Source organism: Planococcus sp. S3-L1, assembly GCF_030063085.1.
Taxonomy (GTDB): domain Bacteria; phylum Bacillota; class Bacilli; order Bacillales_A; family Planococcaceae; genus Planococcus; species Planococcus kocurii.
The window spans coordinates 1-24,620 of record NZ_JASISN010000026.1; the positions used below are offsets into that span (position 1 = coordinate 1).

Genomic DNA, 24,620 nt, shown 5'->3' on the forward strand with positions numbered 1-24,620 from the left:
CAATACTGAACTCATTGATCTTTCCACCAAATAGCTTAAGAAAAAAGGCATGTCCGGTCTCATGAATAAATGCAACAAAAGGAAAAATAAACAAACCAATGATCATGAAGTTAACTAAAAAATTCATATTTTATCTCCTTTTTCTCTAGATAAGCATTGAACCAATCTAATGATTGCTAGTTTGACCTTTCGTACGCATATGTAAATTGATAACATGATACAAATACGTATGACTAGAAAGTTGGTTTCACTAATTGCTTAGTTAGCTGACTGTAATTTCATTAAAGACAGCACAATTAGTTTACATATCATCAGTTATCGGAAGCTACCAAAAATATATCAGTAGACCCCCGACAATCCAGTTAATCTGAAAGTTCATTTATAATAAACACAAAAACCACAAGTGGTTTTATATTCAGGATAAACACATTGACCGTTAGGCGCGAAATAAACCACAAGTGGTTTATTTCAGCACAAAAAAAGAGCCACCCGAAGGTGACTCTTTTTTTTCTCCCCTAAGGGTGATAACTTGTTCATTGTATCATAGCAATCCTCACTAGAAAAGAGTTAATTTCCTTTAATGGATTGCACAATTTCTTCTTCTCGTTCTTTTAATTGAGCCGATTCTTTCACTAAATTATCCACTGTTTTTTTCAAAGCTTCTTTTTTCTTTTTATCTTTTTCAGCGTCATATTTACTTTTCGCTTCTGCTAATTCTTCATCTTTTGCTTTTTTCTCGTCAGCCAATTCGCGCATTTGTGTATAGCTTGCAAGGTATTTGTCAGAGAAATTCATGAGGTTGTTGTAACTCGTTTCGTCCTCTTTTTTAGCATCAATTAAAGTTTCGAGTGATTCAGCTTGATTCGTTAAAACAAACGCTTCTACCACTTTTCGCGCTCGTCTTTCGTTAAAACGGATATCACTGTTCTCAATCATCAACTGGTACTGGTCTTGTAAAGAGGCGATATCGAAGGCAAGAACTTCATTCTCTTCAATTGACCCTGCTAACTCTTCTAATGCTTCTAATCCGTTTTCTTGTGATACAAGATAATCACCTACAGCATATGAACTGTTTCGATCCGTCGCAATGGCTTTTGTGAATTTCGATTGTTCAAGATACCAATCAATCAAAATTGCTTTATCTTTTTTCGGTAAATTTTCGTACCCGACACTATCAAGAGTTGCATAAGCCACTTCTTGATTGTCTTCATCTTCTGAAAGATACAGTCGATAAGCTTCTGTTATTTTTTCTTTTACTTTCATTTCTTCTTCAGCTTCTTCAAGTTGATTCGCTTTTGCCGAACCACCTTCAATATCTACTAAGAAATACAGAAGACCTGCAATCGCTAAAATCCCCATCGTTGCCAACATGCCTTTAGGCGTTGTCATTTTATCAATCAATGATTTTTTCGGTGCTTTACTTTCTGCAGTTCGGTCAAAATCATTATTTAGACCCTCTTTTAATTTCTGTTCAGGCGTTTTGAATACAGGCGTTCGTTTAAATCGTCCTGTAAACTGATTTATCTTACTGTCCTCTTGCTTTTTCTTTTTAGCGTCCTCTAATTGCGATTCTCTGTATTCATTTTCTCTAATTGTTGAGATAATAACACGTTGAATCTCTTCAATCGTAGTTGTTTTTAAAATATCTTCAGCAAACTGAAAAACTTCTTCTTCTTTGATAATGAAATCATTTCGTTTCGGTTTTCCCAAAATCGCATGCTGTTTAGTCAGTGCCAATAAAATTAATTCTTTTAGTCCTTCAAAAGATGAATCTTTTTTATAAACCACAAACCCATCAAATTCAAAGAGCAACGCTTTCACTTTTTTCTCCGTTAAATCCACCACAAAGTTATTGCGTTCCCACAATACATTTACATGTTCGTTCGCAATATCAACCATCGTTTCCATGTAATAAAGAACTTCATTAAACTCAAATCTGTGAAGATGGGGGAAGTCCATACAGCCCTCTAAATCATAAGCCAATTGGACTCGATCCCGTATCGAACTAATGTGATTCGCATAGATAAAGGAATTTGTATGAGTTAAAGCTTTCACTTGTAACCGATAATTTTCCTCTAATACTTCAATTTCTTCTGTACCTAGTTTTATCAATGGCATTGTGAACAACGCTTCGTTTTTACTAAATTCAATTTCACCAAATCTGTTTAGTTTTCTTAACATTTGTTATCACCCTTTGAGAAATATTTTGTTACTTAGCCAAGTTTGTTTAATAAATCGTCTTCCTCTTCTTCCGTATCTTCTGTATCAATTTCTTTATCATTCTCTTGCGGTTCTTCTGTTGGTTTTTCTTCAACGAGGTCATAAGCTAAAAGACTAGCCCAGTCATTACTTTCTTCTTGCAGTTCAGCATTTATTTCATCTTGCATTTCAGCTGTCACATCAACAGAAGAATCAGCGTCGTTTTCTTCGGAAACTTCCGATTGATCAGCATGTTTTATTTCATCTTCAGTTTCCGTAGCTTCTTCTTCTTCGTTTCCATCTTCTTGAAATTGTTTCGCTAACTTATCATGCTCCTGAATTGAGATTGGTTCACCGTGTCTGATGGTGCTGCCACTTTCAGTGGGAGCATCATCAGACATAGTTGATTGTGTAAATTTTTCGGCTAACTCTTCCAGTTTTTTTGCATCTATTGCCTGTTGGTTTATTTCATCTGCTATTTTTTGTGCTTTTGCTACTTCTTCTTCTGTATTCATGTCTTCAGGTTCGCTATTATTTACGATACTTTCGACTGTCCCATTCTTACGATTCCGATATTTTTCAAATAAATTCACATCATCATCACTGTCAGAAAAACCAATTACGTCATTGACTGGTTTTTCTTTAAATCCAAGCGTTTTACGTATGTTCAAGTAATTTAATTCTCTCTTTTTATCTGTTAATAATTCAGGATAAATTTTGTATTGCCAAGCTTTATCCAGTTTAATTGGGTCATGACCACTTAAAAGCAAATAGGCTCTTTCATCGTCCATTCCCATCAAATCAGTTGAAGGAAGTAAATCTATTTGTTCATATTGCTTACTGGTGTTAGTAGACTTTCCTGATTTTGAATGAGAAGAACTAACACTTTTATAGCTAATTGTCGTTTTCCCAAACCATTGCGACCAATATTTTGCCCCGTCATTTTCGCCAACTTTCAAAATTAACTTAGCTGAATGATTGGCTAAAATCGCTTTTGTTACTTCTTTTCCGTATAAAGATTTTTGCTCTAATTGGGAAACATCTTGCACAATCGTGTGCATATAAATACGATAACCACGACACAAAGCCAATGTTTCTTGGTAACTGTCTATCTTTCCGATATTCGGAAATTCATCTAATAAGAAATGAACAGGTGTTTTCAATCTTCCTAGTGGATCTTGGTCACCGATTTCAAAAAATCGTTCAATCATTTGCGAGAAGAAAATACTTGTTAATGGTTTATACGGATTGGACGGTGCGGATATTTTTACATAGACGACACTTTTTTCATTTGGAAAATCATCAAATGTAAAATCGCTTGTCAATGTCATTTTCTTTACTCGATTTAATTGAAAAATACTGATGGCACTTTGAAAACTAGAAGTCACAGAAGACCGAGTGTTCTCTGAAGTTAAGTCACCCAAAACACTAACAAGCAACTGTTTTGCCGGTTGTTCATCGTCCATTTGGGAAAGCCATCGTTCACACTTGTTAGCGTCAGCTACATGCTTTGTATAGACATCAATTAATGTTGCCATATTTGCTTGTTCATCGGGATATTCCGTTTTCACGAAACTGATTAATCCTGCTAGTAATTTTTGCGCTCGTTCGGTAAAGAAATCTTCTTTTCCATCGCCTACACTGTTCATCGAAATAATTTTACTGACCTTTTGAGCGTCTTCATCATTTTTCACATAATCCAACGGATTATATCTTGCAAACTCAAAATTCCTAAAATCGACCAAATAGACTTTATAGCCTTGATCTCGTTTTAATTGAGCTGTTAATGCGTAGTTTTCTCCTTTTGGGTCAACCACAATCATACTTTCACTTTTGTTGTTTATGATGTTAGGAAGGACATAAGATTGACCTTTACCAGCACCCGAAGAACCATTCACAAAAACATTTTTAGTTGCTAGGTTTGATTTTTCATGAAGAATCAACGGATATTTTGTATTTTCAGCAACTCCTAAAATAATACCTTCAGGTAATTCTAGTGACTTTTCTAAGTCGCCATACTTCTTTTTTTCTGCTAATACTTTTCCGTCCATAATCGCTAAAGGTGTTCCCCATTTAGCCGAGCCTTTAATCCCAAATTTTGAAGCGTCGTCATATTTAGAATCAACTATACTCGCTCGCAAAAGATACAAACTACCAACTATCGTAAGCAACGGAATAAAAGGAACAATCGTTTTTAAATTCTCGTCACCACTGATGGCATTGAACATTTCCATTGGTTGTAACATTGCCCCGATTAAATCTAATTCCTCAATCGCAATAAATTGATACAAGAAAGCAATCAATACATAAGACAAAATTAACCCCATCAAGACAGCGATAATGGCTACTTTTAGCCACCCTTTTTTAAGTTTGGACATTCCTTTTCACCTCAACTTATTTCCGCATGGACATATAACGTGTAACTGATTTCGTTCCACTAATGACCCCTTTACCACTACCTGAACTGTTACCAAATTCTTTGAGTAATGAAGGAATACTGATTCCGACAACCAAAAATGCCAACGCAGCTATTTTTTCAAAAAATTGATCAGACACGCTTGCACCTTCTGTTAAAAACTCAATTCTTGACGCAAAGCTTAAACAAAGAACCACTGTTAGACCTTGCAGAGCGAGTGTTAAGAAGCGTGAAATGATGGTCTTTAACCACAGGTTAAACATGTTGTAATCATCATTGACCATCGTTGTAATCGCCACTGGACCGACGACATAAAACAGTGACACCATCGCAAACGAATAAATCATTTGGAAGAACAGCACAGCGATTAAAACAGCTAACAACAAAATCAAAATCACAAACATTGTGCCACTGGGCGTGAGTAACATGTTTAACATCACATCACTTGTTACTTCTTGCGAATTCGTTAAGTAATTGTAGATTCCATAATTCACCCGATATTGGATACTCAAAATCATTTGAAAAAACAAATCATAAGTGAATAACAAGACACTTGCGATAATGACTTTTATGACTTTTTCGCTCAATACATTTCCTGTATCTGAATGATTCGTCATTCTAAATGAGTAGGTTTTGATAATTTGAAAGGCAAGAAAGACCGCTAAAAGCGATACTGTAAAGGTACTAAACGAATCTTTGAATTTATTGAGTGTATTATCATCTAGTATTTTTTCAGGCTCAATCGCTAGTTTTGAAATCGGAGCAAGAAATGAATTTAAAACAGATGCACCCGTTACATAACCAAAATTGACGATATGGCACATCACATCAAATTTTCCACACTCAAAGTTGCCTGCTTGATAGTTATAATTTTTCATCAAATCTGTATAAACTTCACCGCCTGGAACTTCTTCAGCCCACGCTTCAAATTCCGTTTTATATGCTGTATAAAAGTCGCCTTTTCCATCGCCTATTTCTTTCAAACCGTGGGTTTCTAACTCTTCTGTATCGCCTGATATTTCGTCTCTAAGTTGATCGCCTGTTTTTTGAAAGTCACTGTCGCCCCGATTCAAACTATCTTCAGCCATTGCACTCAACGGGAATAATAGAAAAACCAACACCATGACCAGTGACATTATCTTCATTCTTTTTCTAGAAAACATCATTTGTTATCACCCCTGTTTATTCCAATCAAGTGAAGATGAAAATGAAGGGAATTAAAATTATCGACATGGCAATCAGAACGTAAACCGTAAATAGAGAAAATTTATATTTCTCGATTTCATCAATGCCCATTTCTCGATTGTATTTCCGTTCAAATAACAATTTCCTTTTGTCTATTTTGTTTGAGAAAAGAACTGTCATGAAGCTTTTTTCTATTCGACTCATTGTGTTGAATAGCTTTTGCAGTTTCATGTCGATTATTCTACCTTTTCAAAGTAACAAGTTAATCCTTCTGAAACATCTTCTTCATGCATAACCAGTAAATCATCTTCAGTAAAACTTATTTCATAACGTGTAATGTCTTCATACCCACCACTTGCGATTAGATAGCTGAATTCTTGCTCTGTCTCTTCAATTTCATACTTTTTAAAGCCATCAATACCTTCAATTGTTCCATTGTCATTAATACGAATTCCATCTTCTAAATCAGATTCACAACCGCCATTAATCGGTTTGACTGTCCATTGCCCCACTATTTTTTTCTCAAAACTTTCTCCTACAACGTTATTGGCAAAGAACAAAATAACAAAAAGTAGTACAGCACCTACAACGATTCCTACCGTTAATTTCTTTTTATTCATTTCATTCACTCCTATTGGTTTGATTTTTCTTCAAATTTACTGATACGCCATACATCTTTGCTATCTTTTAGAAGAGTAATTTCGGTAATAACTTCACTCAATTCTTCTTCTTCTTTGTAAAGATAGCTGACTTTTGATTTTACCAACGCCTTGTATTCGTCATTCATTACATAATCACCGTAAATTTCCATCTCACTTACTTGTCGATCAACACTTGATTCTCCTGAAAAACTAGATTTATCAGGTGGGATTGTATCACCAAAAAGATTTTGAGCAACGGGATCTGTTATGGCTTCATTGATTTCATCGTACAACGCTCTTGAATCGCCAATTTCATAAACACTTTCGACAAACCACTGAATATCTTCATCGAATGTATTTTCTTCTGACGCTTCATTTTCAATCGCAAGCATTTCATTATCTGATTCCAATGAACTTACTTCTGATTCCAGTTTGACCACTTGCTCTTGATAGGTAGCACTTTTGTTGTAAACAACAAAGAGTGCAGCTATCAATAAAATGGACACGATACTTAAAATTACAGCTAATTTACTTTTCATTTTTTTGCACCACCATTTTAGATTCCTAGTAACGAACGAGGATTGACTGTCGATTGTTGAGATTCTGTTGTTTGCACTTCCATGTGCAAATGCGGATTGGTTGAAGTTCCTGTAGTGCCACAAACGCCAATCACATCACCTGCACTTACGCTGTCCCCTGTACTAACAGCCATTGAACTTAAATGAGCGTAACGGGTATAAAGGTTATCAGCGTGTTTAATGAAGACCATTTGCCCCCAACCGCCAGCCCAATCAGCTCGCTCAATCGTTCCATCTTGACTTGCTTGAATTGGCGTAACGCCACCAATACAGCCAAAATCAATTCCTGCATGTAAGCGCCATTCTTTGTGAATCGGGTGATAGCGTTCCCCGTATTCTGAAGTCACTAATGCAGGGGCAAGGGGCATACCCAATTGACCGTTAAATTCTATCGGCCCACCTTCTGCATTGGGGAGAAAAGCTAAGATGGACGGTACATATAAAATATCTCCGTAACAAGCGCCACTGTCTTTCGCTTCTTGTCGATTACATTTATAAATGAGAGGATTTTTAGCCTCAGCCAACATCTTTTTAGAAAACTCAATCGCTATTTCAGGTGACCACTTATTATCATGATTTTCTTGCGTCCATGTCGCAAAACCATTTCCGAAATTATAAGACTGAATCGCCACTTCCATATTATCTTTCGATACAGTAACGGTTTCTTTAAAGTAGCTAACAGCTTGATCTATACTTTCCAGTGGCTCTTTAATGCAACCAATGGAGCCACATTTACTTTCAGACGCTTGAAAAATATCACCATTGGTTTTGGCTACATCACCATTGGATTCCTGTTTCAAAATCGCAAGCATGACGTATAAATATTTGGAATCTAGTTCGTGTCGTTCCATCGCTTCAGCAATATCAGCTTCCCAAACCAAAACACTTTCGGGCAACTGTTCCCCTTTGCCACCGATTACCCCACTCCCAATATCATCGCTAGAAGAAAATACGGCTGCTATGATGACGATGATTAAGACCACCACCAACCCGACAAGACCGAACGTTGAGAACAATACTTTTGATACTAAGGACTTTGCGACTGCTGATAAAATGCCTTTAACATTCTCCATATGGCTTACATTCCTTTGTTTTCTATGGCACTGTAGTTTTTATTTATCCATAATTCGGTTTCTAATTCGGTCAACTCAACTTTCATTTTTACTTTTCGACTTCCGACAAATAAAAATCCTTTACCAGCTTTTGCCGAGCGTTCAACTTCCTGAAACTCCAAGTAATCAATATCATCTTGTGAAAAATCGTAGTGCATTTCGTTGTTGATGAACATAACTTCTTTTTTCTGCATGGGCAGAATCAATTGTTGAACTGATAACGCAATCACAGCGTCACCATAATTTCGATTTTGGTCTTTTGCACTTAGAAAATCTTGAATTTGTTGAGTAGCTGAAGTGACACCACAATTAAATGAGCGAACGACCTTCATCATTTCATATAGGTATTCCATTGCTACCGTAACTTTTGGGTCAGCAATGATATGGGCTTCATCAATATAAAGTTGAGTAGATTTTTTATCGCCATTCATAATTTCATTCCGCAAGGAAGAGAGTAATAAGAAATAAAGTGGTTTCTGCAATCGTTTGTAGTTATAAACAGAAAACAAATCATAGGCGATCAAATCACTTTTTACATCAACGTTTGTATAGCCATTAAAGATGTTTGAGTACGTCCCTAAAGCGTATGAGCGTAGTGTTTGATGAAAGTTAGCTAGAACCTCGTAAAGTTCTGGACTCGTTGTTTTCTTTTCTTCTAGTAACTCATATAAGTCTCCCATGACTGGAAAATCGGTTTTTTCAAATTGAGTAATATCTGTTTTAATGTCGATTGAAACGCCATAACGTTTGTCTTTGTAAAGTTCTAATAACAATTCCGACAAAACGTCAGCTTCTAAATCGTTCATTTCTGAATACATTAATTGGAACATGGTAATTAAAGTTGAAACCTTATCATAGAGGGGGTTTATCGCTTTAATTTCTCCGTCCGATTCTTCATAAGCATAATTCGGTAAATCAAATGGATTGATAATAGAGCCCCCACCTTCCAGTGAGAATTTTACCCATTCCCCATTTAATTCTTTGAAAATTCGTCCGAATTCGCCTTTTGGGTCAATAGCAATCACACGACTACCAAACGCATATTTTCGCATCATATTCGAGAACATCGCTGTCGATTTACCTGAACCTGTTGTTCCAATATAGATGGCGTGTTTATTTAAGTAATTTTCGTCATTCACCATGACAATGTTGTTTGTATCAATGTTCTTGCCTTGAATAATTCCGTTATCATCGAAAATTTCATTTTCGTGAAACGGAAAAAAGAAACTGACAGCTTCACTGTTCATTGCTCGATAAGACAAGTCGTAAACTTTGTTTTTCACTAACGGTAAGAAACTATCAAATGCGTCTTTACTTCTTGTGACCGGAAAAATTAATTTTCCGATGGGTGCAACTCTTGTTTTGACAAGCGTAGAGACGGTTTCAAGTTCTTCTGAACTTGAAGCCACGACATGAATTAAGTACTGGAACATAAACATTCTTTCTTTTTGTCGAACCAACTGTCTCAATAAACTTCTTGCCGATTCAATTTGTGCAAGTGCATCTTCTTTTACAGAAGGAGATAATTTTTCAGCATCTAATTTGGCGTTATTTTGTTTGATGGATCGTGACAATTCCGAATGGACTTTTGACGTATCGTAGACATTTAAGTATTGAACAACCGTTATCGTTTCCGATAACTCCGAAATACTTCGAATATCTTCCTGATTAATCAATGGCTCAAAGTCTACACAGACAAGCGTTCGCGTAAAGTTATTACCTGAACGAATATACGTTTCGCCTACCTCAATGCTGTCAGGTGCAATCTGATTTGTAATTACGTTATCTTCTTTCAACGTCCCTTCAAAATCAAACTCATCTTCTTTTGCTTTTTTATTGCTGATTTTAAATTTCTGTACTAATTCCTTCAACATTGTTATCACCCTTTTAGACTGAATTTAATTGATTTTAAATTCGTTCTCTTCTTGCCACGCTCGTTCCATTTCTTCAAATGTTTTTTGACCCACCGTTATTGGTGAACGGAAGGAGGATTTTCTCATTCCTTGCTTAATTTGTGCATTTTCGTAGTCAATTGAAGAGTAGATTAAGTCAAATAATTCCTCATTGTTCAAAGTATGAGCATGTAATTTATGCTTTTCGCTCAACATGTTTTCAATCCCTGAAACCATCGTTTCGGCTTTGGTGCTTATCTTTTGCAAGGCTTTTTCTTTATTGCCCCCGACTTTTTCGGAAATCATGATGTACCTTGCTTTACTGACCATTTTTTTTGATTTTTGAATCTCATTCGTTTTGTTGATGTAGCTTTCGTTCAACATACGTTTTACATAGTTTTTTTCTTTGTCTGCTTTTTCATGAACAAATTGTAAATAGCTATTCAAATTGATGGGTTTTGAGAACTGATGCAATTGCAAAGGGAAAGCGTCTAACGGATAGTCATTTAAAAACGCCTGATACGCTCCTAACGTTTTGTTTCTATCGTTATCGGACATTCCTGTTAGATTCACACTAGAGACCTCTACGACCTTCACAAGTGTATTTTCTAACGTCTCAAAACAGTCATTCGCTATATTGAATATTCCTAGTTGTGACCGAATATCATTTTGCACATCTTCAGTCCTTTCTTTCGTCAATTCATATAGTTTTTTGCTTCGGATAAATTTAACTCGTTGATACATCGTATTGACCAACGAAATATTCTTTCGATCAGGGTGTTTAATCCATAAAATCGTTAAAGCAAAAACAGGTGGTACAAATGAAAAGACAAGCGTACTGCTGTTTAAATTTCCTGATGTGTTCAAGTAGTAAATAGTGATGATGGAAACAATCAAAAAAGGAATGGTGTAAACCATGTCCATCAATCGAAATGTACCAATGAAATACCGAGCTGAATCGACAGCCATGGGAATTTCCAGTAACCCTTCTTGTCGTAACTTTTTCTTTTGATAAATATAATTTTCGCTAGGTTCCAAAATGTCACCTACTTCCATTTCAAAAATGACACTTTGTTGTTAAATGTAGTATTCAACAACAAAGTGCTTAGAATTTCCAAAAAATAAGTACAAGTATTTAATTAACCTAATGATGTTCTGATGAATTCAATGATTGGTTTAGCAAGGAAGAAAACAACCAGTCCTGCAAGAGCAATGACAAATCCCGTTTGGAATTTGCGTTTATTCTCTTCTCCACCGAAGGCAGTTAAAGTTGCCATCGCAAGCATACCAATTGCAAAGATTGTTATTCCCAGTTGTCTAAACTCAATAAAGATATTGTTTAATAGACCATTTAACGAATCAAACATATTTTTTCAACTCCTTTCAAATCAACTTTATATATACATATATTATACCACAATGAATGTTTTATGTATATTATTTACATATATTTTTATGATACAATTGATAACAAACAGATTACAAATAAAAGTAGAGAGGGTGAGATTTCTTGAGCACGCCCAAAAAGGAAATGAAAAGCATCCATTTAAAAGTTAGTGAAGAACTTTTAAGTGAAATTGATAATTTTACACAGGAATATCATTTCACTAATAGAACAGACGCAATGCGTTTTTTGATGGTTAGTGGTATGAAGTGGCAAACGCGAGTAGATGAAATCATGAACGAAATAAAAGAAAAGTAAAAGAGTGTGCAGCCTTTAGAAAACAGGCTGCACACTCTTTTACTTTAATTACTGTTTTCAAGCCAATTATAAAATATAGGAGATTCTGAACGATTCGCTTCGTCTATGCTTAGCGTTTGATCTACTTTATAATTTTCTACTATTACATCATGAACACTTTTGTAAATGTAACCACTTGGATTCCCAACATTTTTATTTTTATCAATTTTTCTAATTGCTCTTACAAATGCTTGTGCTACGTCAGTAGCTAAAGGTAATTCTGTTTCAAAGGAAAGACTTCGACCAATAGCTTTTTCTGCATTTTTCAAAGCAACAATCATAACTTTGTAATATTCATCTCTTTGTTCATCCGTGTCACAAAAAATATTTAAAACATCGCTTATCTCAGCCGGTATTTTGTAAGTATTATTACGATAAGCCTTGTTCATGTATTCTTCTCTTTTTCTTTTTCTTTCAGCATCATGATTATTCAATTTTTCTGAAGAATCACTTCTGGTATCTTTAGTATCTTTAGTATCTAAATCTTTTAAGATCTCAGTATTACTAGACTCAGTATTACTAGGCTTCATTTTTTGAAGTTCCGGAACTTCATTTTTTGGAGCTTCATTTTTTAAAGGTCCTTGTGGCTCTAGGCTTGAGTCATTTTCATTATTATTCGGAATGACTGTTCCGTCAGGTCGGGTTGTATAATTTTCAAACTCATCAATCTTGTAAATATCGTCCATTACAACTTCAGGATAAAGTAAGTACATTTTGTTTGGACGATTGAACCCTTGCCTATGTTGTTCTATTAACCCAGCGCTTACTAATTCTTTTTTTACTTTAACTAATGTTGCTTCACTATTTATATTTAACATTTTCATAAGTTCATCGTTTTTGAAGATAAAATAAATTCGACCAGTATCGCTATCAAACCATTTGTTTTTTCTTGAAAGGGAAGAACGATCGCGTAAGATAGCCCACGCAACTTTTGCATTATTTGACATATCTTTATACTTTTCACTAACAAAGAAAACTTGTGGTAACTGAAAAAACTTATGCTGATATTCTTCATAAATCGTAACGTAATTAGTGTTTTGCATTAAAAAAACCTCCATTTGAATTTGTCCCTCTGTCTTAGACAGCGAAGAAAATTCAAAGAAGGTTATTGATATGAATAGTCTCATTCTCTTGAACTCAAGGGAATGACGTGATATTATCATATGTATAATCTTTGAAAAATCCTCTCTGTTGTACACTTAGTTATTGTTTGTCGCCAAACAATTTCCAATAATTAAGTGCTGTAGAGGGTTTTTTTATGTTTAAATTTAAATTTAGTATATTCAATTTAAAGCAGTAAGTTTGGAAATTAATTCATAGTATATCATACTTTTTATCTTGACTCTTCTTGATTTCTCCAATTAGCTCTTCTTTAAAATATTCCAAACAAACAGTGAGAAGATACTTTGCCGGAATTTTTGTTTCTTTTGATAAGTCTTTCAAATACTGATTAAAATCAGAAGAAATACGAATGTTTTTTGGTGAATCATCTTCAATATCCTCTTTTGTAATCGGATTTAGAACAGAAACCCCTTTTTCTTTAATTACTGCTTTTAAACGATTATGAATTTCATTCAATGCACTTGTTACTGATTGTTCTGTTGACCAAGCGTAAAGATCCAGCAATTTATAGTCACTCAAAAATATTTTTCTAGATGTTGTTTTCTCTGTATCAATCTCTTGCATTAAAGTGGTTGATTTTTTTTTGGGTGTTTGTGTTGTCGAAAGCTCACCTGAAAGCTTTTTCATGATTAACTTTGACCTCCTACCTTCGCTTTGACTTCTTCAGCTAACTCTTCAAAGATAGCCATTATTTCCTTATCCCACCGATCATACTCTATAGCCGACTCTATTTTCTTTTTATACATTCCATTGGACATATATTTAGCGAGTCGTTTTCGTTTTGGAATAACAGTTGCAAAATACGTTTCCTTATCGCCAAGGTTATATCTTTCATCAAGTTCTGAAAATATTTCATTATCGTCTTCTCTCATATTGATTAGAACCCCTAAAAAATCTAAAGAGTCATTTACAGTTGAGTGAATGCGTAAGGCAGCATCATAGAAATCTTGAATCCCTTCGAAAGAAAAATTCGATGTTTCAGTAAGGATTATAAAATAGTCACTCGCTGCTAGTGCGTTATTTAAGAAATCACTAAATATTGTAGGTGGAACATCAAAGAAAATGTAATCATAGTCACCTTCAATTTTTTCAATGTATTTTCTTAAAAAAGTATACTTACTTTTTTCTGTTAATAGTCTACTAAAGTCTACCGTATTTTGAGAAGAAGGTATTAAGTGTAAATTTTCATTTATTTTATGAATTGATTTTGAAAGGTCTTTTGCTTCAAGTCCCTCATAAAGTGTAGTGAAATCTTGGTTATGTCCTTTATAAAAAGTATTTTGAAAAAGTCGAGTTGTATTTGATTGTGGATCTAAGTCGACAATTAAAACTTTTGAACCTTGTTTAGCAAATTGAAAACTAAGCATTGAACTGATTGTCGTCTTTCCGACTCCACCTTTAGAATTCGCAATTGTAATTTTTTTCGCCATTTCTCGACTCCCCTTTTCTGAAACTGAAAGCTTTATATACCTCTATTTTAACACTCAAACACATAAACCACAAGTGGTTTTATAAAAAACCACTTGTGGTTTATGTGTTTTGATTAAAATTCTTAAAATTAGGGGGGCAGTTAAAGGTCTAATAATGAATTAAAACCACAAGTGGTTTTTTTAACTCGCTTGTGGTTTGATATTTGTAAATGTTAATTCAATCTTTATAGAAAAGAATCACATGCTATGTTCAACTTCGACAGTTCTAGTGGGTTGATATTCCATATTTTTTTCGAAGGATTCGTCTTGATCCTTCTTGTAACCTTCATTTAATGTATCAAAAGTTTTCGTTGTTTCTTGATTCTTTTCTAAGTCTGCAACTTTTACTTGCAGACCATCCATTTGTTTCGATAAATTATCTTTGACGTTTGTAATTTCTTCGATATTAACATCTTTTTTGTTTAACAGATTGTTCAGGTTTTCAATTTGGTCTTTAGAGTTCGATAAAAGCTTTCTCATAGTCGTTAATTGATATAAAGCTACAGCACCTTTGAGTAGTTCAGGATTGTTTAAAACCTGTTTGGTGACGCTTTTACCAAGTTGACTTTCTAATACCGATTGATCATATTCTATAGCTTTTTCTGGTGAAGTATCTTCAGTAATTTCACGCTGTTTTTGTCTTTCCATTTCAATTTGTTCAATCGTTTTTCCATAACCATAATTTTCTAAATCAGCTTTCGTAAATTCATTTCTAATCGTTATTTCATTGGCATAATTATTTTCTTTGTTTGAAAGTAAATGAGTAAGTTTTCCACTTTCCTTTTCAATGTTGTATGAAAGTTGCATGACACTTCCAAGTTTATTTTCATGTTTTAAAAACATTATAGCTTGTTTATCGGTCACACTTTGACTTGAAATGTGATACTCATTTAATTTTAGTATTTTGGCATAAGCTGTCATAGAATCAATTAAATTTACTTTAGTACTAGCCGATTTTTCTGCTGAACTATCAATAGACTTTTTTTCGATTCCGTTATAGAAGTTCACTAAATCTTCTTTATTAAATCTTTTTAGAACATCTGTAAATTCGAAAAAACTCCCTTTTTTTTCTCCAAGATAAGCATAAGAAAATTCACCTTTTCCTGATTCCATGTCGAATGTTAATGTATGTTTTGAAGGTGAATTTTTTTCGCCACGTTCAGAATAATGTAATGAAACAAATTTATCGTTAATTATAGTATTCTTTAAATCAAATTTCTTTAAGTCAAAATTTTTGAGATAGGGATTAAAGTATTTCAATACTTCTTCTTTCGTTAATCTATCTTCTGGAAGCAACACTTCTTTTTTTTCTTCGTTTGAATTTTCATTACCGCTGCCGATTTTTTGTGTTTTTAAATCAGCTTCATTCATATTTGTTTCTTCCTTAGATTGCTCTTTTGGTTTATCTTTATCATTCTTTTGTTTCTTAGCTAATGCTCTTTTTTTCGCCAACATCTTGAATAAATTTTCTAGTGTTTCAATCAAATCATCTTGACTGATATCTCCTGAAGACATATTTATTCACCTAACTCTCTTTTAAATTTTGAAGGTTTCTTTTCGTTTACATAGACAGAAAAAGTTTTTAATAATTCTTCTGTTTCTTCAATCGACAAGTTTTCACATTCAAAATACTTTTCTAACAATGCACCTTTATTAATTAAGCGATTGGCTCTTTCTTTTCTAAAGTCAGCCATGTAATTACCCCACTTATTTTTTTCACGTTCGATCAATTGTTTATTACGTTTAATTAAGATTAAAGAGTCTGATGTGTGTCGGACTCTTCTTGCTTTCCCTTTTCTTCGACAAATTCATTTCCGCTTAATCTTCTTTTCACATCTTCGCTATAACTACGAATAATTTCAAATAGAATATCACTATCTACATCATCGTCAATTTCCCACTCTTTTAAAATGAATTTCCCTATTTCTTGTTGTGACTTGATTTCCAGTGATTTAATCTCTTTATTCATCTTTTCGATTTTTTCTTGTATTTCCTTTTTCTTTTGAAGTGCTTTTGATGTTTTTGCTGTCATGTAATTTCTTCCTTTCTGTACTTCTTTATTTTGTTAATTATTATTTTAAACTAGTGCCCCCAATTAATCAATGAATCGCTGTAAAATGCAGTGATATCATGGTATACTAAATTCACGAGTTAAAGAGGAGTGCCCATTTACACGCAGTGGTCTACTTTGTAGCCAACTTCGTCTGAAATGGTTTCCCGCAGGGGCTAATTCATAAGATCAAAATCATTCTAAAAATCTATTTAAATCAAAAGGAGGTGTTTGCATGGCTAACGGTTATTATTTATTCAATTCAACAAATGTAAATCGTTCAAATCAATCGGCAGTAGCAATGTCTGCTTATCGTTCTGATGAAACTCTTTATTCAGAAAGAGACGGATTAACTAAGAAATATAAATCTCACGCTGTTAAACCTGAATCGTTTATTTTAAAGCCTAGTCATGCACCCGACTGGACATTAAATAGAGAAAAATTATGGAATGAAGTTGAGAAATATGAAAATAGAGAAAACGCAAGAATTGCAAGAAGTGTACTTTTAGGATTACCAAATGATTTCTCTCATGAACAGCAGTTAGAATTAACAAAAGAATACGTCCAAGAGAATTTTGTTGATGAGGGAATGGTTGCAGATGTTTCTATTCATCGTGATGAAGAAAACAATCCTCATGCACATATCCTTTTAACAGTTCGAGGATTTAATGAAAATGGTGAGTGGGAAAAACGGAAATCTAAACGTGTACCTTCTTTAGATCAAGAAGGTAATTTTGTCTTGAGTGAAAAAGGCTGGAAGGTTACTAAATCAGTTAAATTAAATAATTGGGATAAGAAAGAAAAGCTTATTGAGTGGAGAGCAAATTGGTCTGAAAAACTTAATGAAAAGTCTAAGGACTTTGGAAAAGAAAAAACATACAGCCATGAATCTTATGAGAAACAAGGTAAGGATATTAAGCCGACTATCCGTATGACTCGTGAGGAATATCAGTATGAAGAGAAAGTAAAAGAACAACATCAAAAAGAGGGAACAGCTTATGAACCTACTACTTTTTATGCAAAAAAGAATGTTGAAATTAAAAAGTACAATGAAAAATTTGCGAACGTTGTTCATCTTGAAGAATATCGGACAGATAAAAACCTAGTACAAAAAATAGATAAATTCACGAAACAAAACGTAACCAATATCGAAAGCATGAAAGCTACTAAGCTTCTTGTAAATCGCGTAAAAGGGTACGTTGATTTTGGCGTTGCACAGAAACTTTATAATGAGTTTTCAGATCCACGCAATAAGTGGAATTTGAAACTTGAAAAAGAGAAAAGTTATTTAGCTTCCGAACGAAAAGTTTATGGTGACTTGATTGATAAATTTAATGAAAAACCATCTTACGTTGAGCAATTTGGATATAGCCAAGAAGGATTTAAAGAAGAAGTGAAAAAAGATATTTTAAACATGAAAGAACGTGAGACGAAATTCAAAGCCGAGTTCGAGAAATTCGATGAATTGAAAATGGCTTCAAGTATTAGTCTCAAACACCAACAAGATTTATTGAATACCGAGTTTAGTATTGTTCATAATGCGAAATACTTAAATGATTTCTCTTATGAAGAAAAGCATTTTGCAATGGACTTATTACGCAAACACAATATTATATTGCCGAAAGAATTGATAAAAGAAGAATTTACATTAAGAGAAAAAGAATATGACAATACAGCAAACCAAATTCCAGTATGGAAACAAGCGAAAGATACATTAACATCAATTGGAATTTATGAAAGAAGTATCAAACGAATTAATCGCTCACGACCTGAAGACCTGAAAGACTTAAAAACTGAAGTCGTGAAATTGCATACGTTCAAAGAATTAAAAACAAATTACGAAAAATACATTAACGACATTGAGCCGATTATTAATCAACAAATTAGTGAAATTGGCTTAAAGAATAAACAACTAGATACATTAGATATTCAAGCAAAAGTTGCTGTACTCGAAGAGCATAGTAAGTTAAGTGAAACCGAAAAAGAACAATTGAATATAAAACAATTTATTTCAACTGTTCAAGAAAAATTTGAAGAACAAGCCGAACAAGCTAACGAGAAAAAAATGCAATCGGACGGAAATGAAAAAGATATTTATCAAAGCATTGCTAATAACTCACAAAACATTTCCGATGGATTGTTTAGCGTCTTGAACCAATTACAACATGCGAATGATCTAAGCGATTCTGCTGAAAAAGGAAAAGGGAAAAAACCTTTCCGTAGAAGAACGAGTGACGGTAGAGAATTGTAAGATGAATTTTTGAAACGGCAGCAACCTTAAAAAAAGGTTGTGGCCTTTTCAAAAAAATATATCTTTAAGGGTGATAACAATGAGTAAGCCAGTAATTTTAGCTGAAAAACCGAGCCAAGCAAAAGCCTATGCAAGTGCGTTCACTATCAAGGACCGAACGAAAACCCACATTGAAATAAATCCATGTGAGATATTTAAAGACGGTGCAATCATTACATGGGCGATTGGTCATTTAATTGAATTACAATCTCCATCGGATTATGACGAGAAATACAAACGATGGAGTTTATCAAACCTTCCTATTGTGCCACCGAACTTTATCTATAAAGTATCTGCTGATAAAAAGTCGCATTATGCAGAAGTTGCGAAATTGTTGAAGGCTACAAACACCATCATTATTGGGACGGATATCGATAGAGAAGGTGAAGCCATTGCCCGATTAATTATCAATCACGCCAAAGCTGATAACAAAATCATTAAACGGTTATGGATTAATTCACTGGAAGAAGATGAAATCAGAAAAGGATTCGCTAATTTAAAAGATGGTAAAGATACGTACAATCTTTTTATTGAAGCCCAATCACGCCAAATGGCAGATTGGATCATCGGGATGAATTTTTCACCACTCTACACATTGCTACTTCAGAAAAAAGGTTTTGAGGGTTCGCTATCAGTCGGACGAGTGCAAACGCCAACGGTCTACTTGATCTATCAGCGTCAGAAAGAAATTGAAAACTTTGTACCGAAAAAGTTTTATGAGATTGAAGGAAATTTTATCGCTGCTAATGGTTCGTACAAAGGAAAAGCAAAAATCAAAAGCGATAAAAAAGAAGAAGTTCAAGAATTGCTTCTGAAAAATAGTATTGGTGAAAAAAACGAAGGCATAGTGAAATCTGTCTCTAAAAAAGAAAAACGGACAAAATCACCCAAACTACACGCTTTATCGACCCTTCAGGCGACAGCTAATAAGAATTGGCGTTACAGTCCGGCAGATGTGTTGAAGCTTGTACAGGGCTTGTATGAGAAGAAATTAGTGTCTTATCCAAGAACCGACACGCAAGTGATTACCGATAGTGAATTTACCTACTTATTGAACAACGTCACTTCTCTTCAAAAGCTTGCAAAAACATCTTTTGAAGTAGCAAGTACAGAACCAAATAAGCGATACGTAGACGGGAAAAATGTTGCCGAGCATTACGCCATCATTCCCACGAAAAATATTCCTTCTGAATCGACTATTAACGGATTAACTGAACAAGAACGGAATTTATATTTTGAAATTCTTCATACGACATTAGCCATGTTCCATTCAGATTACGTTTATGAGGAAACAAAAATTCTCACAGGTGTAAATGAATTGGAGTTTGAAACAACAGGAAATACCGAAAAATCGCTAGGGTGGAAAGAATTATTCAAAAACACCTCTCAAAGTGCAGATGAAGACAAAAAAGAGGACACACAAGCCCTTCCTGTACTCAAAAATAATGAAAGAGTGTTAGCAGTCGTTAAACTAAAAGAAGGTGTAACAACGTCCCCTAAACCCTATACCGAAGGTCAATTGATCGGCATGATGAAAACGTGCGGGAAATCAGTTGAAGATACAGAAGATATGGAGATACTGAAAGAAGTTGAAGGGTTAGGAACGGAAGCTACTCGATCTAACATCATTGAAGCGATTAAACGCCAAGAATATATAGACGTAAAAAAGAACATTGTTCACGTAACCAAAAAAGGTGAAATTTTATGTGAGTCCGTAGAAGGGACATTATTAGCAAGTCCTTCTATGACAGCGAAGTGGGAATTGTACTTAAAGAAAATTGGTGAAGGTAAAGCGTCACAGCAACAATTTGTAAAACAAACGACTTCTTTTGTGGAAAAGATGATTCAAGATGTGCCAGGGAAACTATCAGTTGAAAGCATATCGACAGCCATTAAGGAATCAAAAGAAGAAAATCATCTTTGTAAATGCCCAGTATGTCAGAAAGGGCATATCGTGGAAAAGAAAAATAATTTCTCTTGTAACGAGTCTTGTAATTTCAGTTTGCCAAAAACATTATTGAAGAAAAAAATAAGCGTTACAGCGATTAAGAGTCTTTGTGAAAAAAATAAAACAGCCAAAATCAAAGGCTTTGAAAGCAAGTCAGGGAAAAAGTTTGACGCGATTTTAGAACTGGACGAACAAAAGAAAATTAAATTTAGTTTCAATTGAATACCTTGACGACTTGAAGAATGAACGTATTCTTCAGGTCTTTTTTATTTGAAAGAGAAGATTATTTTCTAAATCAAAGTGGTATAATAAGAACAAGTGTTCTTATTGGAAGGAGGATAAAAATGAAAATTAATAAGCATATGAGGCAAGTCGGGGAAATTAAAGATCGAGGTATCATCAAATGGCAAGGCATGTTTTTGACCGAACACGTTGAAATGATTAAAGCATGGCGTGAGGAAGAAACAAAAGTTCCAAAACCTGATTTAACGGAAGTCGATTTGCAGTTACTACAAGAGGAATTAGAAATTGCAATGAAGCGAAGATGTGTCGTTCAAATTCAAACGTGGAAAGACGCAAAGTTTTACTATCATGAAGGTATTGTTGAGGGTATGGATTTTAGAACTAAAGTGATTATCTATAATGATTCAGTAAAAAATAGACGGATTCCAGTTGGTGAAATAGTGTCTATTACAATGATCGAGTAAAATTAAAAACCACAAGTGGTTCTATTTTTTTAAACCACTTGTGGTTTTTTAGCTTTAAGTAATCAATGAAGAATAGTCAAGTGATTTTAAACATGACTCTGGATTGCCTAAAGGTCTGCTCATAATTTGTACAGCTGCTAAAGACGCACCTGAACAATTTATGGCATCTCGCTGTGAACTAAAACAGCCGATAACAAGAACCTGTAGTCAGTGGGCCATTTACAAAAAGCGAGTAAATAGCCTACTGCCAACAGTTTCTAAGTTTCTGTCTGTTTCTTCACGTTCCCACGACAATGAAGATCAAGACCGTAGGTCAAACCCACAAGAGAAAAGACAGAAGGAAAGCAAAGCTTGCTTTGCTATTGAAGTACGATTTTTCCTTTTGGTAACGAACCATAATACGTCTCATAAGCCACTAAGAAAAAAACCGTCTGGAAACCTGCACCAGACGATCTTTTTCTAAGTGGCTTAAAAATTGGTCAATAGACTTTCGCGACATATTCTCACTACGTTCCGATATTTCACGATTCTATTGACCAATTTTTAAAGAGAGTATTACGTTCTTAACTACCAAAAGGGAAAAATCTTCCCCTTTGGGAACACAATTTGTTTCGTTATCAAAAGTAAAAATGAAATCTAAAACTCAAAGGAGAAATGCAAAATGAAAAAAACGGTTACAAAAGAAATGATTCTTTTAGTAAAAGGACAATCTAGTTGGTCACTATACATTGATAAAAATTTTAATGAAACGACAGTCTTTTCTATTGCTCATGAAAATAGTGGGGCAGAAAGTACGATATTCGGAGATTTGAGTTATTACAGAAGATGGCTAAGAAGTGAACTGAAAATGAATCCATCAATTGAAAATGTAACTACACTTGAAGGAAAAGCAATTTTTACAGAAAAAGAAAGAGTAAGAATTTTTACAGAAAAAAAATAAGCCACTCGCTACTGAAATAGCAAATGGCTTGGGGGTCAAGATATTTGAGAACCTTGTCCCTCAATTCTATCACAAAAAAGAGAGGTTGAGGAAAATGAGCAAAAAAATCTATGAAACAATTACAAACAAAATTATTCAAAAACTTGAAGAGGGGACAATCCCGTGGCGTATGCCTTTTGAAAATGGCCTTGCTGTAAATTGGGTAAATCAAAAACCCTATAGAGGAATTAACGTTTTTCTGTTAGACGGTGGCGAGTATGCGACGTTCAAACAAATCAGAGACAACGGAGGAACGGTGAAGAAAGGGGAAAAAGGTCAAGCCATCATTTTTTGGAAAATGCTTGATGGAGAAGACAAAGAAACAGGTGAAGATAAAAAAATACCCCTTTTGAAAACGTACACCGTTTTCAAAGTCGGGGAACAGACCAAAGGAATTGAACCAAAAAGAAAACCCATTGAACACACGCAACCAAGTATTGAACAAGCCGAAGAAATTTTAAAAAACTACGAAAACGCACCTGATTTTACTGCTGTAAGTGGACGAGCGTTTTATAGTCCATCTAAAGACATTGTAAATATTCCACCCAAAGGCGATTTTAAAAATATTAATCATTATTATTCGGTACTCTTTCATGAAATGGTCCACAGCACAGGACATAAAGACCGATTAAATCGCCCAGGCATTGTTGAAATGAATGGATTCGGTACAGAACGATATAGCAAAGAAGAATTAATCGCTGAATTAGGGGCTTCCATGTTGTCCGGTGTTGCACAGATAGATAATTCTACTCTCGAAAATTCAGCAAGTTATATTCAGTCTTGGTTACACGCTTTAAATAATGATCATTCGCTCATCGTAAATGCTTCACAACTAGCACAAAAAGCCAGTGACCACATTTTAGGAACTACGTTCGAATAACAGAATAATTTTAGTAAGGCTGCAACCACAAAAACGGTTGAAGCCTTACTAAAATAATTATCTCAAAGACGAACGATAGCAATCCCAGGAAACCATAAAAAGCCCTTAAAACCAAACGATACAAATAAAAGCGAGAAAGGAAGATAAAAATGAAATTTTTATTAAAAATCTTATTTGTCATTGCTCTTTTCCTCTATATTGATCAAAAAATATTAATGCTCTCTCCAATCATGTTTTTTACAGTTGTAATAATGATGATTCCTATTTATATCGGGTATAAATCTTGCAGATTTATACAAAGGAAAATTGCTTACTAAGAAAAAGAAGGAGTGAACAAAATGAATAGCGAAAATATTCCTGTTCCGTTCGATAAAAACCGACTCGAAAAATTCATCAAAAAAGATAAATATGTCAATTTTCTATTTAGGAATTTAAAGAAAAATGGAAACAGTACAGAGTGTTCACTGAATGTCCTTCACAGTCTCGTTTTAGCCGATGAAAGCCTGTTAAATGGTTATGAAATGCTTTAGAATCAAATGAGTATGTATCATTTAATAACCGATTTGAAAAGGAGTCATGTAATGAAAAGCACTGGTATAGTTAGGCAAGTAGATCCACTAGGTAGAATTGTCATTCCAAAAGAGCTTCGTAGAAGTTTCGATTTAAAAGAGAGTGACCCTGTAGAAATTTTTATGGAGACCGACCGAGTGATATTAAAAAAATACGAAGCACACAATGCATGTTTTATCACAGGTGATGTTTTGGACAGCAATATACACATTGGTTCAGGACTCGTTCTAAGTCCTGAAGGTGCTAAAATGCTTCTTCAAGAACTCGAAGACATAAAAAAACAATAGATTTCAGATAAAAAAACGACTAGGAGTGTCAATTTCTCTAGTCGTTTTTTATTTGGGCTTTTTTCCTGAAAATCGTGTCTGTGCGGGCGATTCTAAAGCATTTTGCAATTACTTCACGCACATTCTCCCGTTAATCTTCTTTTAAATTCAGTCTCCAACGTTTAAAAATCATAAAGTCTTACATAAAGATCAATTTCAAAAGTGAAAGCGAATACGGGTTGCCTAAAGGTCTGCGGATAATTTGTAAAGTTGCAAAAGACGCAACTAAACAATTTATCGCATCTCGCTTGAATCTAAAAGGTTCGATAACAACGACTCGTAATGTGTGGCCACTTTCAAAAAACGAAAGTAGCAGCACAAACGATTCGTAAGTTCCTGTACCTTTCTTCACGATTCAACGACTACGAAGATCAAAAGAATAAGTTCAAGTGCCAAATTCCAAACCTATTCCCTCTCGCCCACTCGTACACTCCTTTTGTTATGGTTCATTTTTGTGTACTAAGTCATTTGCTGAAACGTGATTATAGACCACCAAATTAAAAAGCAAAAGGGTA

23 protein-coding genes are annotated in these 24,620 nt (G+C 34.3%); 8 read left to right on the forward strand and 15 right to left on the reverse strand.

Features of this window, described 5'->3' with window-relative positions; translation table 11 throughout:
• Positions 1-567: 567 nt before the first annotated feature.
• The 9 genes from QMF37_RS16440 to QMF37_RS16480 form a co-directional block, all read right to left on the reverse strand.
• The gene (locus tag QMF37_RS16440) at positions 568-2,181 is read right to left on the reverse strand and encodes a hypothetical protein (RefSeq protein WP_283478887.1); all 1,614 of its coding nucleotides are present in this window, start codon (positions 2,179-2,181) and stop codon (positions 568-570) included.
• A gap of 32 nt (positions 2,182-2,213) precedes the next feature.
• Positions 2,214-4,577, reverse strand: a complete 2,364-nt coding sequence (locus QMF37_RS16445) for a VirD4-like conjugal transfer protein, CD1115 family (protein ID WP_283478889.1) — start codon at positions 4,575-4,577, stop codon at positions 2,214-2,216.
• A 16-nt stretch (positions 4,578-4,593) separates the two neighbouring features.
• Entirely contained in the window at positions 4,594-5,781 is a 1,188-nt protein-coding gene (locus tag QMF37_RS16450) for a conjugal transfer protein TrbL family protein (protein ID WP_283478891.1), read from the reverse strand.
• Between the two features lie 255 nt (positions 5,782-6,036).
• Complete coding sequence (locus QMF37_RS16455; RefSeq protein ID WP_283478892.1) at positions 6,037-6,420, reverse strand: hypothetical protein; 384 nt, start codon at positions 6,418-6,420, stop codon at positions 6,037-6,039.
• An 11-nt stretch (positions 6,421-6,431) separates the two neighbouring features.
• Entirely contained in the window at positions 6,432-6,980 is a 549-nt protein-coding gene (locus QMF37_RS16460) for a hypothetical protein (RefSeq protein WP_283478893.1), read from the reverse strand.
• A gap of 17 nt (positions 6,981-6,997) precedes the next feature.
• Positions 6,998-8,092: a M23 family metallopeptidase gene (locus QMF37_RS16465; RefSeq protein WP_283478894.1), complete on the reverse strand. Its 1,095-nt coding sequence runs from the start codon at positions 8,090-8,092 to the stop codon at positions 6,998-7,000.
• A 5-nt stretch (positions 8,093-8,097) separates the two neighbouring features.
• A complete protein-coding gene (locus QMF37_RS16470; protein ID WP_283478895.1) occupies positions 8,098-10,005 on the reverse strand; it encodes a VirB4 family type IV secretion system protein in 1,908 nt (635 codons plus the stop codon).
• A gap of 24 nt (positions 10,006-10,029) precedes the next feature.
• Positions 10,030-11,061: a hypothetical protein gene (locus QMF37_RS16475; RefSeq protein ID WP_283478897.1), complete on the reverse strand. Its 1,032-nt coding sequence runs from the start codon at positions 11,059-11,061 to the stop codon at positions 10,030-10,032.
• A gap of 101 nt (positions 11,062-11,162) precedes the next feature.
• Positions 11,163-11,390, reverse strand: coding sequence for a hypothetical protein (locus QMF37_RS16480; protein WP_283478898.1), 228 nt, complete (start codon positions 11,388-11,390; stop codon positions 11,163-11,165).
• 143 nt (positions 11,391-11,533) lie between these two features.
• Between QMF37_RS16480 and QMF37_RS16485 the strand changes: the two genes are divergently transcribed.
• Positions 11,534-11,725 carry a ribbon-helix-helix domain-containing protein gene (locus QMF37_RS16485; RefSeq protein ID WP_283478899.1) on the forward strand — a complete coding sequence of 64 codons (192 nt, stop codon included), beginning with the start codon at positions 11,534-11,536 and terminating at the stop codon, positions 11,723-11,725.
• Between the two features lie 44 nt (positions 11,726-11,769).
• Here QMF37_RS16485 and QMF37_RS16490 read toward each other — a convergent pair whose 3' ends face one another.
• The 6 genes from QMF37_RS16490 to QMF37_RS16515 all read right to left on the reverse strand — a co-directional run bounded on the left by QMF37_RS16490 (position 11,770) and on the right by QMF37_RS16515 (position 16,387).
• On the reverse strand, positions 11,770-12,807 hold the full coding sequence (locus QMF37_RS16490; protein WP_283478900.1) for a replication initiator protein A: 1,038 nt from the start codon (positions 12,805-12,807) through the stop codon (positions 11,770-11,772).
• A 271-nt stretch (positions 12,808-13,078) separates the two neighbouring features.
• Positions 13,079-13,513, reverse strand: a complete 435-nt coding sequence (locus QMF37_RS16495) for a hypothetical protein (RefSeq protein ID WP_283478901.1) — start codon at positions 13,511-13,513, stop codon at positions 13,079-13,081.
• Positions 13,514-13,515: 2 nt separating this feature from the next.
• Complete coding sequence (locus QMF37_RS16500; protein WP_283478902.1) at positions 13,516-14,316, reverse strand: ParA family protein; 801 nt, start codon at positions 14,314-14,316, stop codon at positions 13,516-13,518.
• Positions 14,317-14,553: 237 nt separating this feature from the next.
• Complete coding sequence (locus QMF37_RS16505; protein WP_283478903.1) at positions 14,554-15,870, reverse strand: hypothetical protein; 1,317 nt, start codon at positions 15,868-15,870, stop codon at positions 14,554-14,556.
• A gap of 2 nt (positions 15,871-15,872) precedes the next feature.
• Entirely contained in the window at positions 15,873-16,082 is a 210-nt protein-coding gene (locus tag QMF37_RS16510) for a hypothetical protein (RefSeq protein ID WP_481861841.1), read from the reverse strand.
• 26 nt (positions 16,083-16,108) lie between these two features.
• Complete coding sequence (locus QMF37_RS16515) at positions 16,109-16,387, reverse strand: hypothetical protein (protein WP_283478906.1); 279 nt, start codon at positions 16,385-16,387, stop codon at positions 16,109-16,111.
• A gap of 253 nt (positions 16,388-16,640) precedes the next feature.
• Between QMF37_RS16515 and QMF37_RS16520 the strand changes: the two genes are divergently transcribed.
• The 7 genes from QMF37_RS16520 (at position 16,641) to QMF37_RS16550 (ending at position 24,066) form a co-directional block, all read left to right on the forward strand.
• Positions 16,641-18,656, forward strand: a complete 2,016-nt coding sequence (locus tag QMF37_RS16520) for a MobA/MobL family protein (RefSeq protein ID WP_283478908.1) — start codon at positions 16,641-16,643, stop codon at positions 18,654-18,656.
• A 79-nt stretch (positions 18,657-18,735) separates the two neighbouring features.
• The gene (locus QMF37_RS16525) at positions 18,736-20,865 is read left to right on the forward strand and encodes a type IA DNA topoisomerase (RefSeq protein WP_283478909.1); all 2,130 of its coding nucleotides are present in this window, start codon (positions 18,736-18,738) and stop codon (positions 20,863-20,865) included.
• Positions 20,866-20,987: 122 nt separating this feature from the next.
• A complete protein-coding gene (locus tag QMF37_RS16530; RefSeq protein ID WP_283478910.1) occupies positions 20,988-21,350 on the forward strand; it encodes a YolD-like family protein in 363 nt (120 codons plus the stop codon).
• Between the two features lie 661 nt (positions 21,351-22,011).
• On the forward strand, positions 22,012-22,290 hold the full coding sequence (locus QMF37_RS16535; protein ID WP_283478912.1) for a hypothetical protein: 279 nt from the start codon (positions 22,012-22,014) through the stop codon (positions 22,288-22,290).
• Between the two features lie 94 nt (positions 22,291-22,384).
• Positions 22,385-23,209 (forward strand): ArdC family protein, encoded by an 825-nt coding sequence (locus QMF37_RS16540; RefSeq protein ID WP_283478913.1) that lies wholly within the window; start codon positions 22,385-22,387, stop codon positions 23,207-23,209.
• Positions 23,210-23,547: 338 nt separating this feature from the next.
• Positions 23,548-23,739 carry a hypothetical protein gene (locus QMF37_RS16545; RefSeq protein ID WP_283478914.1) on the forward strand — a complete coding sequence of 64 codons (192 nt, stop codon included), beginning with the start codon at positions 23,548-23,550 and terminating at the stop codon, positions 23,737-23,739.
• A 51-nt stretch (positions 23,740-23,790) separates the two neighbouring features.
• Positions 23,791-24,066 (forward strand): AbrB/MazE/SpoVT family DNA-binding domain-containing protein, encoded by a 276-nt coding sequence (locus tag QMF37_RS16550; RefSeq protein WP_283478915.1) that lies wholly within the window; start codon positions 23,791-23,793, stop codon positions 24,064-24,066.
• Positions 24,067-24,620: the final 554 nt, after the last annotated feature.

What these genes read in the sequence shown, in the direction of transcription:
- QMF37_RS16550 (WP_283478915.1), top strand. Translation starts at nt 23,791, where the DNA reads ATGAAAAGCACTGGTATAGTTAGGCAAGTAGATCCACTAGGTAGAATT.
- QMF37_RS16545 (WP_283478914.1), top strand. Translation starts at nt 23,548, where the DNA reads ATGAATAGCGAAAATATTCCTGTTCCGTTCGATAAAAACCGACTCGAA.
- QMF37_RS16445 (WP_283478889.1), bottom strand. Translation starts at nt 4,577, where the DNA reads ATGTCCAAACTTAAAAAAGGGTGGCTAAAAGTAGCCATTATCGCTGTC.
- QMF37_RS16515 (WP_283478906.1), bottom strand. Translation starts at nt 16,387, where the DNA reads ATGACAGCAAAAACATCAAAAGCACTTCAAAAGAAAAAGGAAATACAA.
- QMF37_RS16530 (WP_283478910.1), top strand. Translation starts at nt 20,988, where the DNA reads ATGAAAATTAATAAGCATATGAGGCAAGTCGGGGAAATTAAAGATCGA.
- QMF37_RS16540 (WP_283478913.1), top strand. Translation starts at nt 22,385, where the DNA reads ATGAGCAAAAAAATCTATGAAACAATTACAAACAAAATTATTCAAAAA.
- QMF37_RS16525 (WP_283478909.1), top strand. Translation starts at nt 18,736, where the DNA reads ATGAGTAAGCCAGTAATTTTAGCTGAAAAACCGAGCCAAGCAAAAGCC.
- QMF37_RS16460 (WP_283478893.1), bottom strand. Translation starts at nt 6,980, where the DNA reads ATGAAAAGTAAATTAGCTGTAATTTTAAGTATCGTGTCCATTTTATTG.
- QMF37_RS16465 (WP_283478894.1), bottom strand. Translation starts at nt 8,092, where the DNA reads ATGGAGAATGTTAAAGGCATTTTATCAGCAGTCGCAAAGTCCTTAGTA.
- QMF37_RS16535 (WP_283478912.1), top strand. Translation starts at nt 22,012, where the DNA reads ATGAAAAAAACGGTTACAAAAGAAATGATTCTTTTAGTAAAAGGACAA.
- QMF37_RS16480 (WP_283478898.1), bottom strand. Translation starts at nt 11,390, where the DNA reads ATGTTTGATTCGTTAAATGGTCTATTAAACAATATCTTTATTGAGTTT.
- QMF37_RS16500 (WP_283478902.1), bottom strand. Translation starts at nt 14,316, where the DNA reads ATGGCGAAAAAAATTACAATTGCGAATTCTAAAGGTGGAGTCGGAAAG.
- QMF37_RS16440 (WP_283478887.1), bottom strand. Translation starts at nt 2,181, where the DNA reads ATGTTAAGAAAACTAAACAGATTTGGTGAAATTGAATTTAGTAAAAAC.
- QMF37_RS16495 (WP_283478901.1), bottom strand. Translation starts at nt 13,513, where the DNA reads ATGAAAAAGCTTTCAGGTGAGCTTTCGACAACACAAACACCCAAAAAA.
- QMF37_RS16490 (WP_283478900.1), bottom strand. Translation starts at nt 12,807, where the DNA reads ATGCAAAACACTAATTACGTTACGATTTATGAAGAATATCAGCATAAG.
- QMF37_RS16470 (WP_283478895.1), bottom strand. Translation starts at nt 10,005, where the DNA reads ATGTTGAAGGAATTAGTACAGAAATTTAAAATCAGCAATAAAAAAGCA.
- QMF37_RS16455 (WP_283478892.1), bottom strand. Translation starts at nt 6,420, where the DNA reads ATGAATAAAAAGAAATTAACGGTAGGAATCGTTGTAGGTGCTGTACTA.
- QMF37_RS16450 (WP_283478891.1), bottom strand. Translation starts at nt 5,781, where the DNA reads ATGATGTTTTCTAGAAAAAGAATGAAGATAATGTCACTGGTCATGGTG.
- QMF37_RS16520 (WP_283478908.1), top strand. Translation starts at nt 16,641, where the DNA reads ATGGCTAACGGTTATTATTTATTCAATTCAACAAATGTAAATCGTTCA.
- QMF37_RS16505 (WP_283478903.1), bottom strand. Translation starts at nt 15,870, where the DNA reads ATGTCTTCAGGAGATATCAGTCAAGATGATTTGATTGAAACACTAGAA.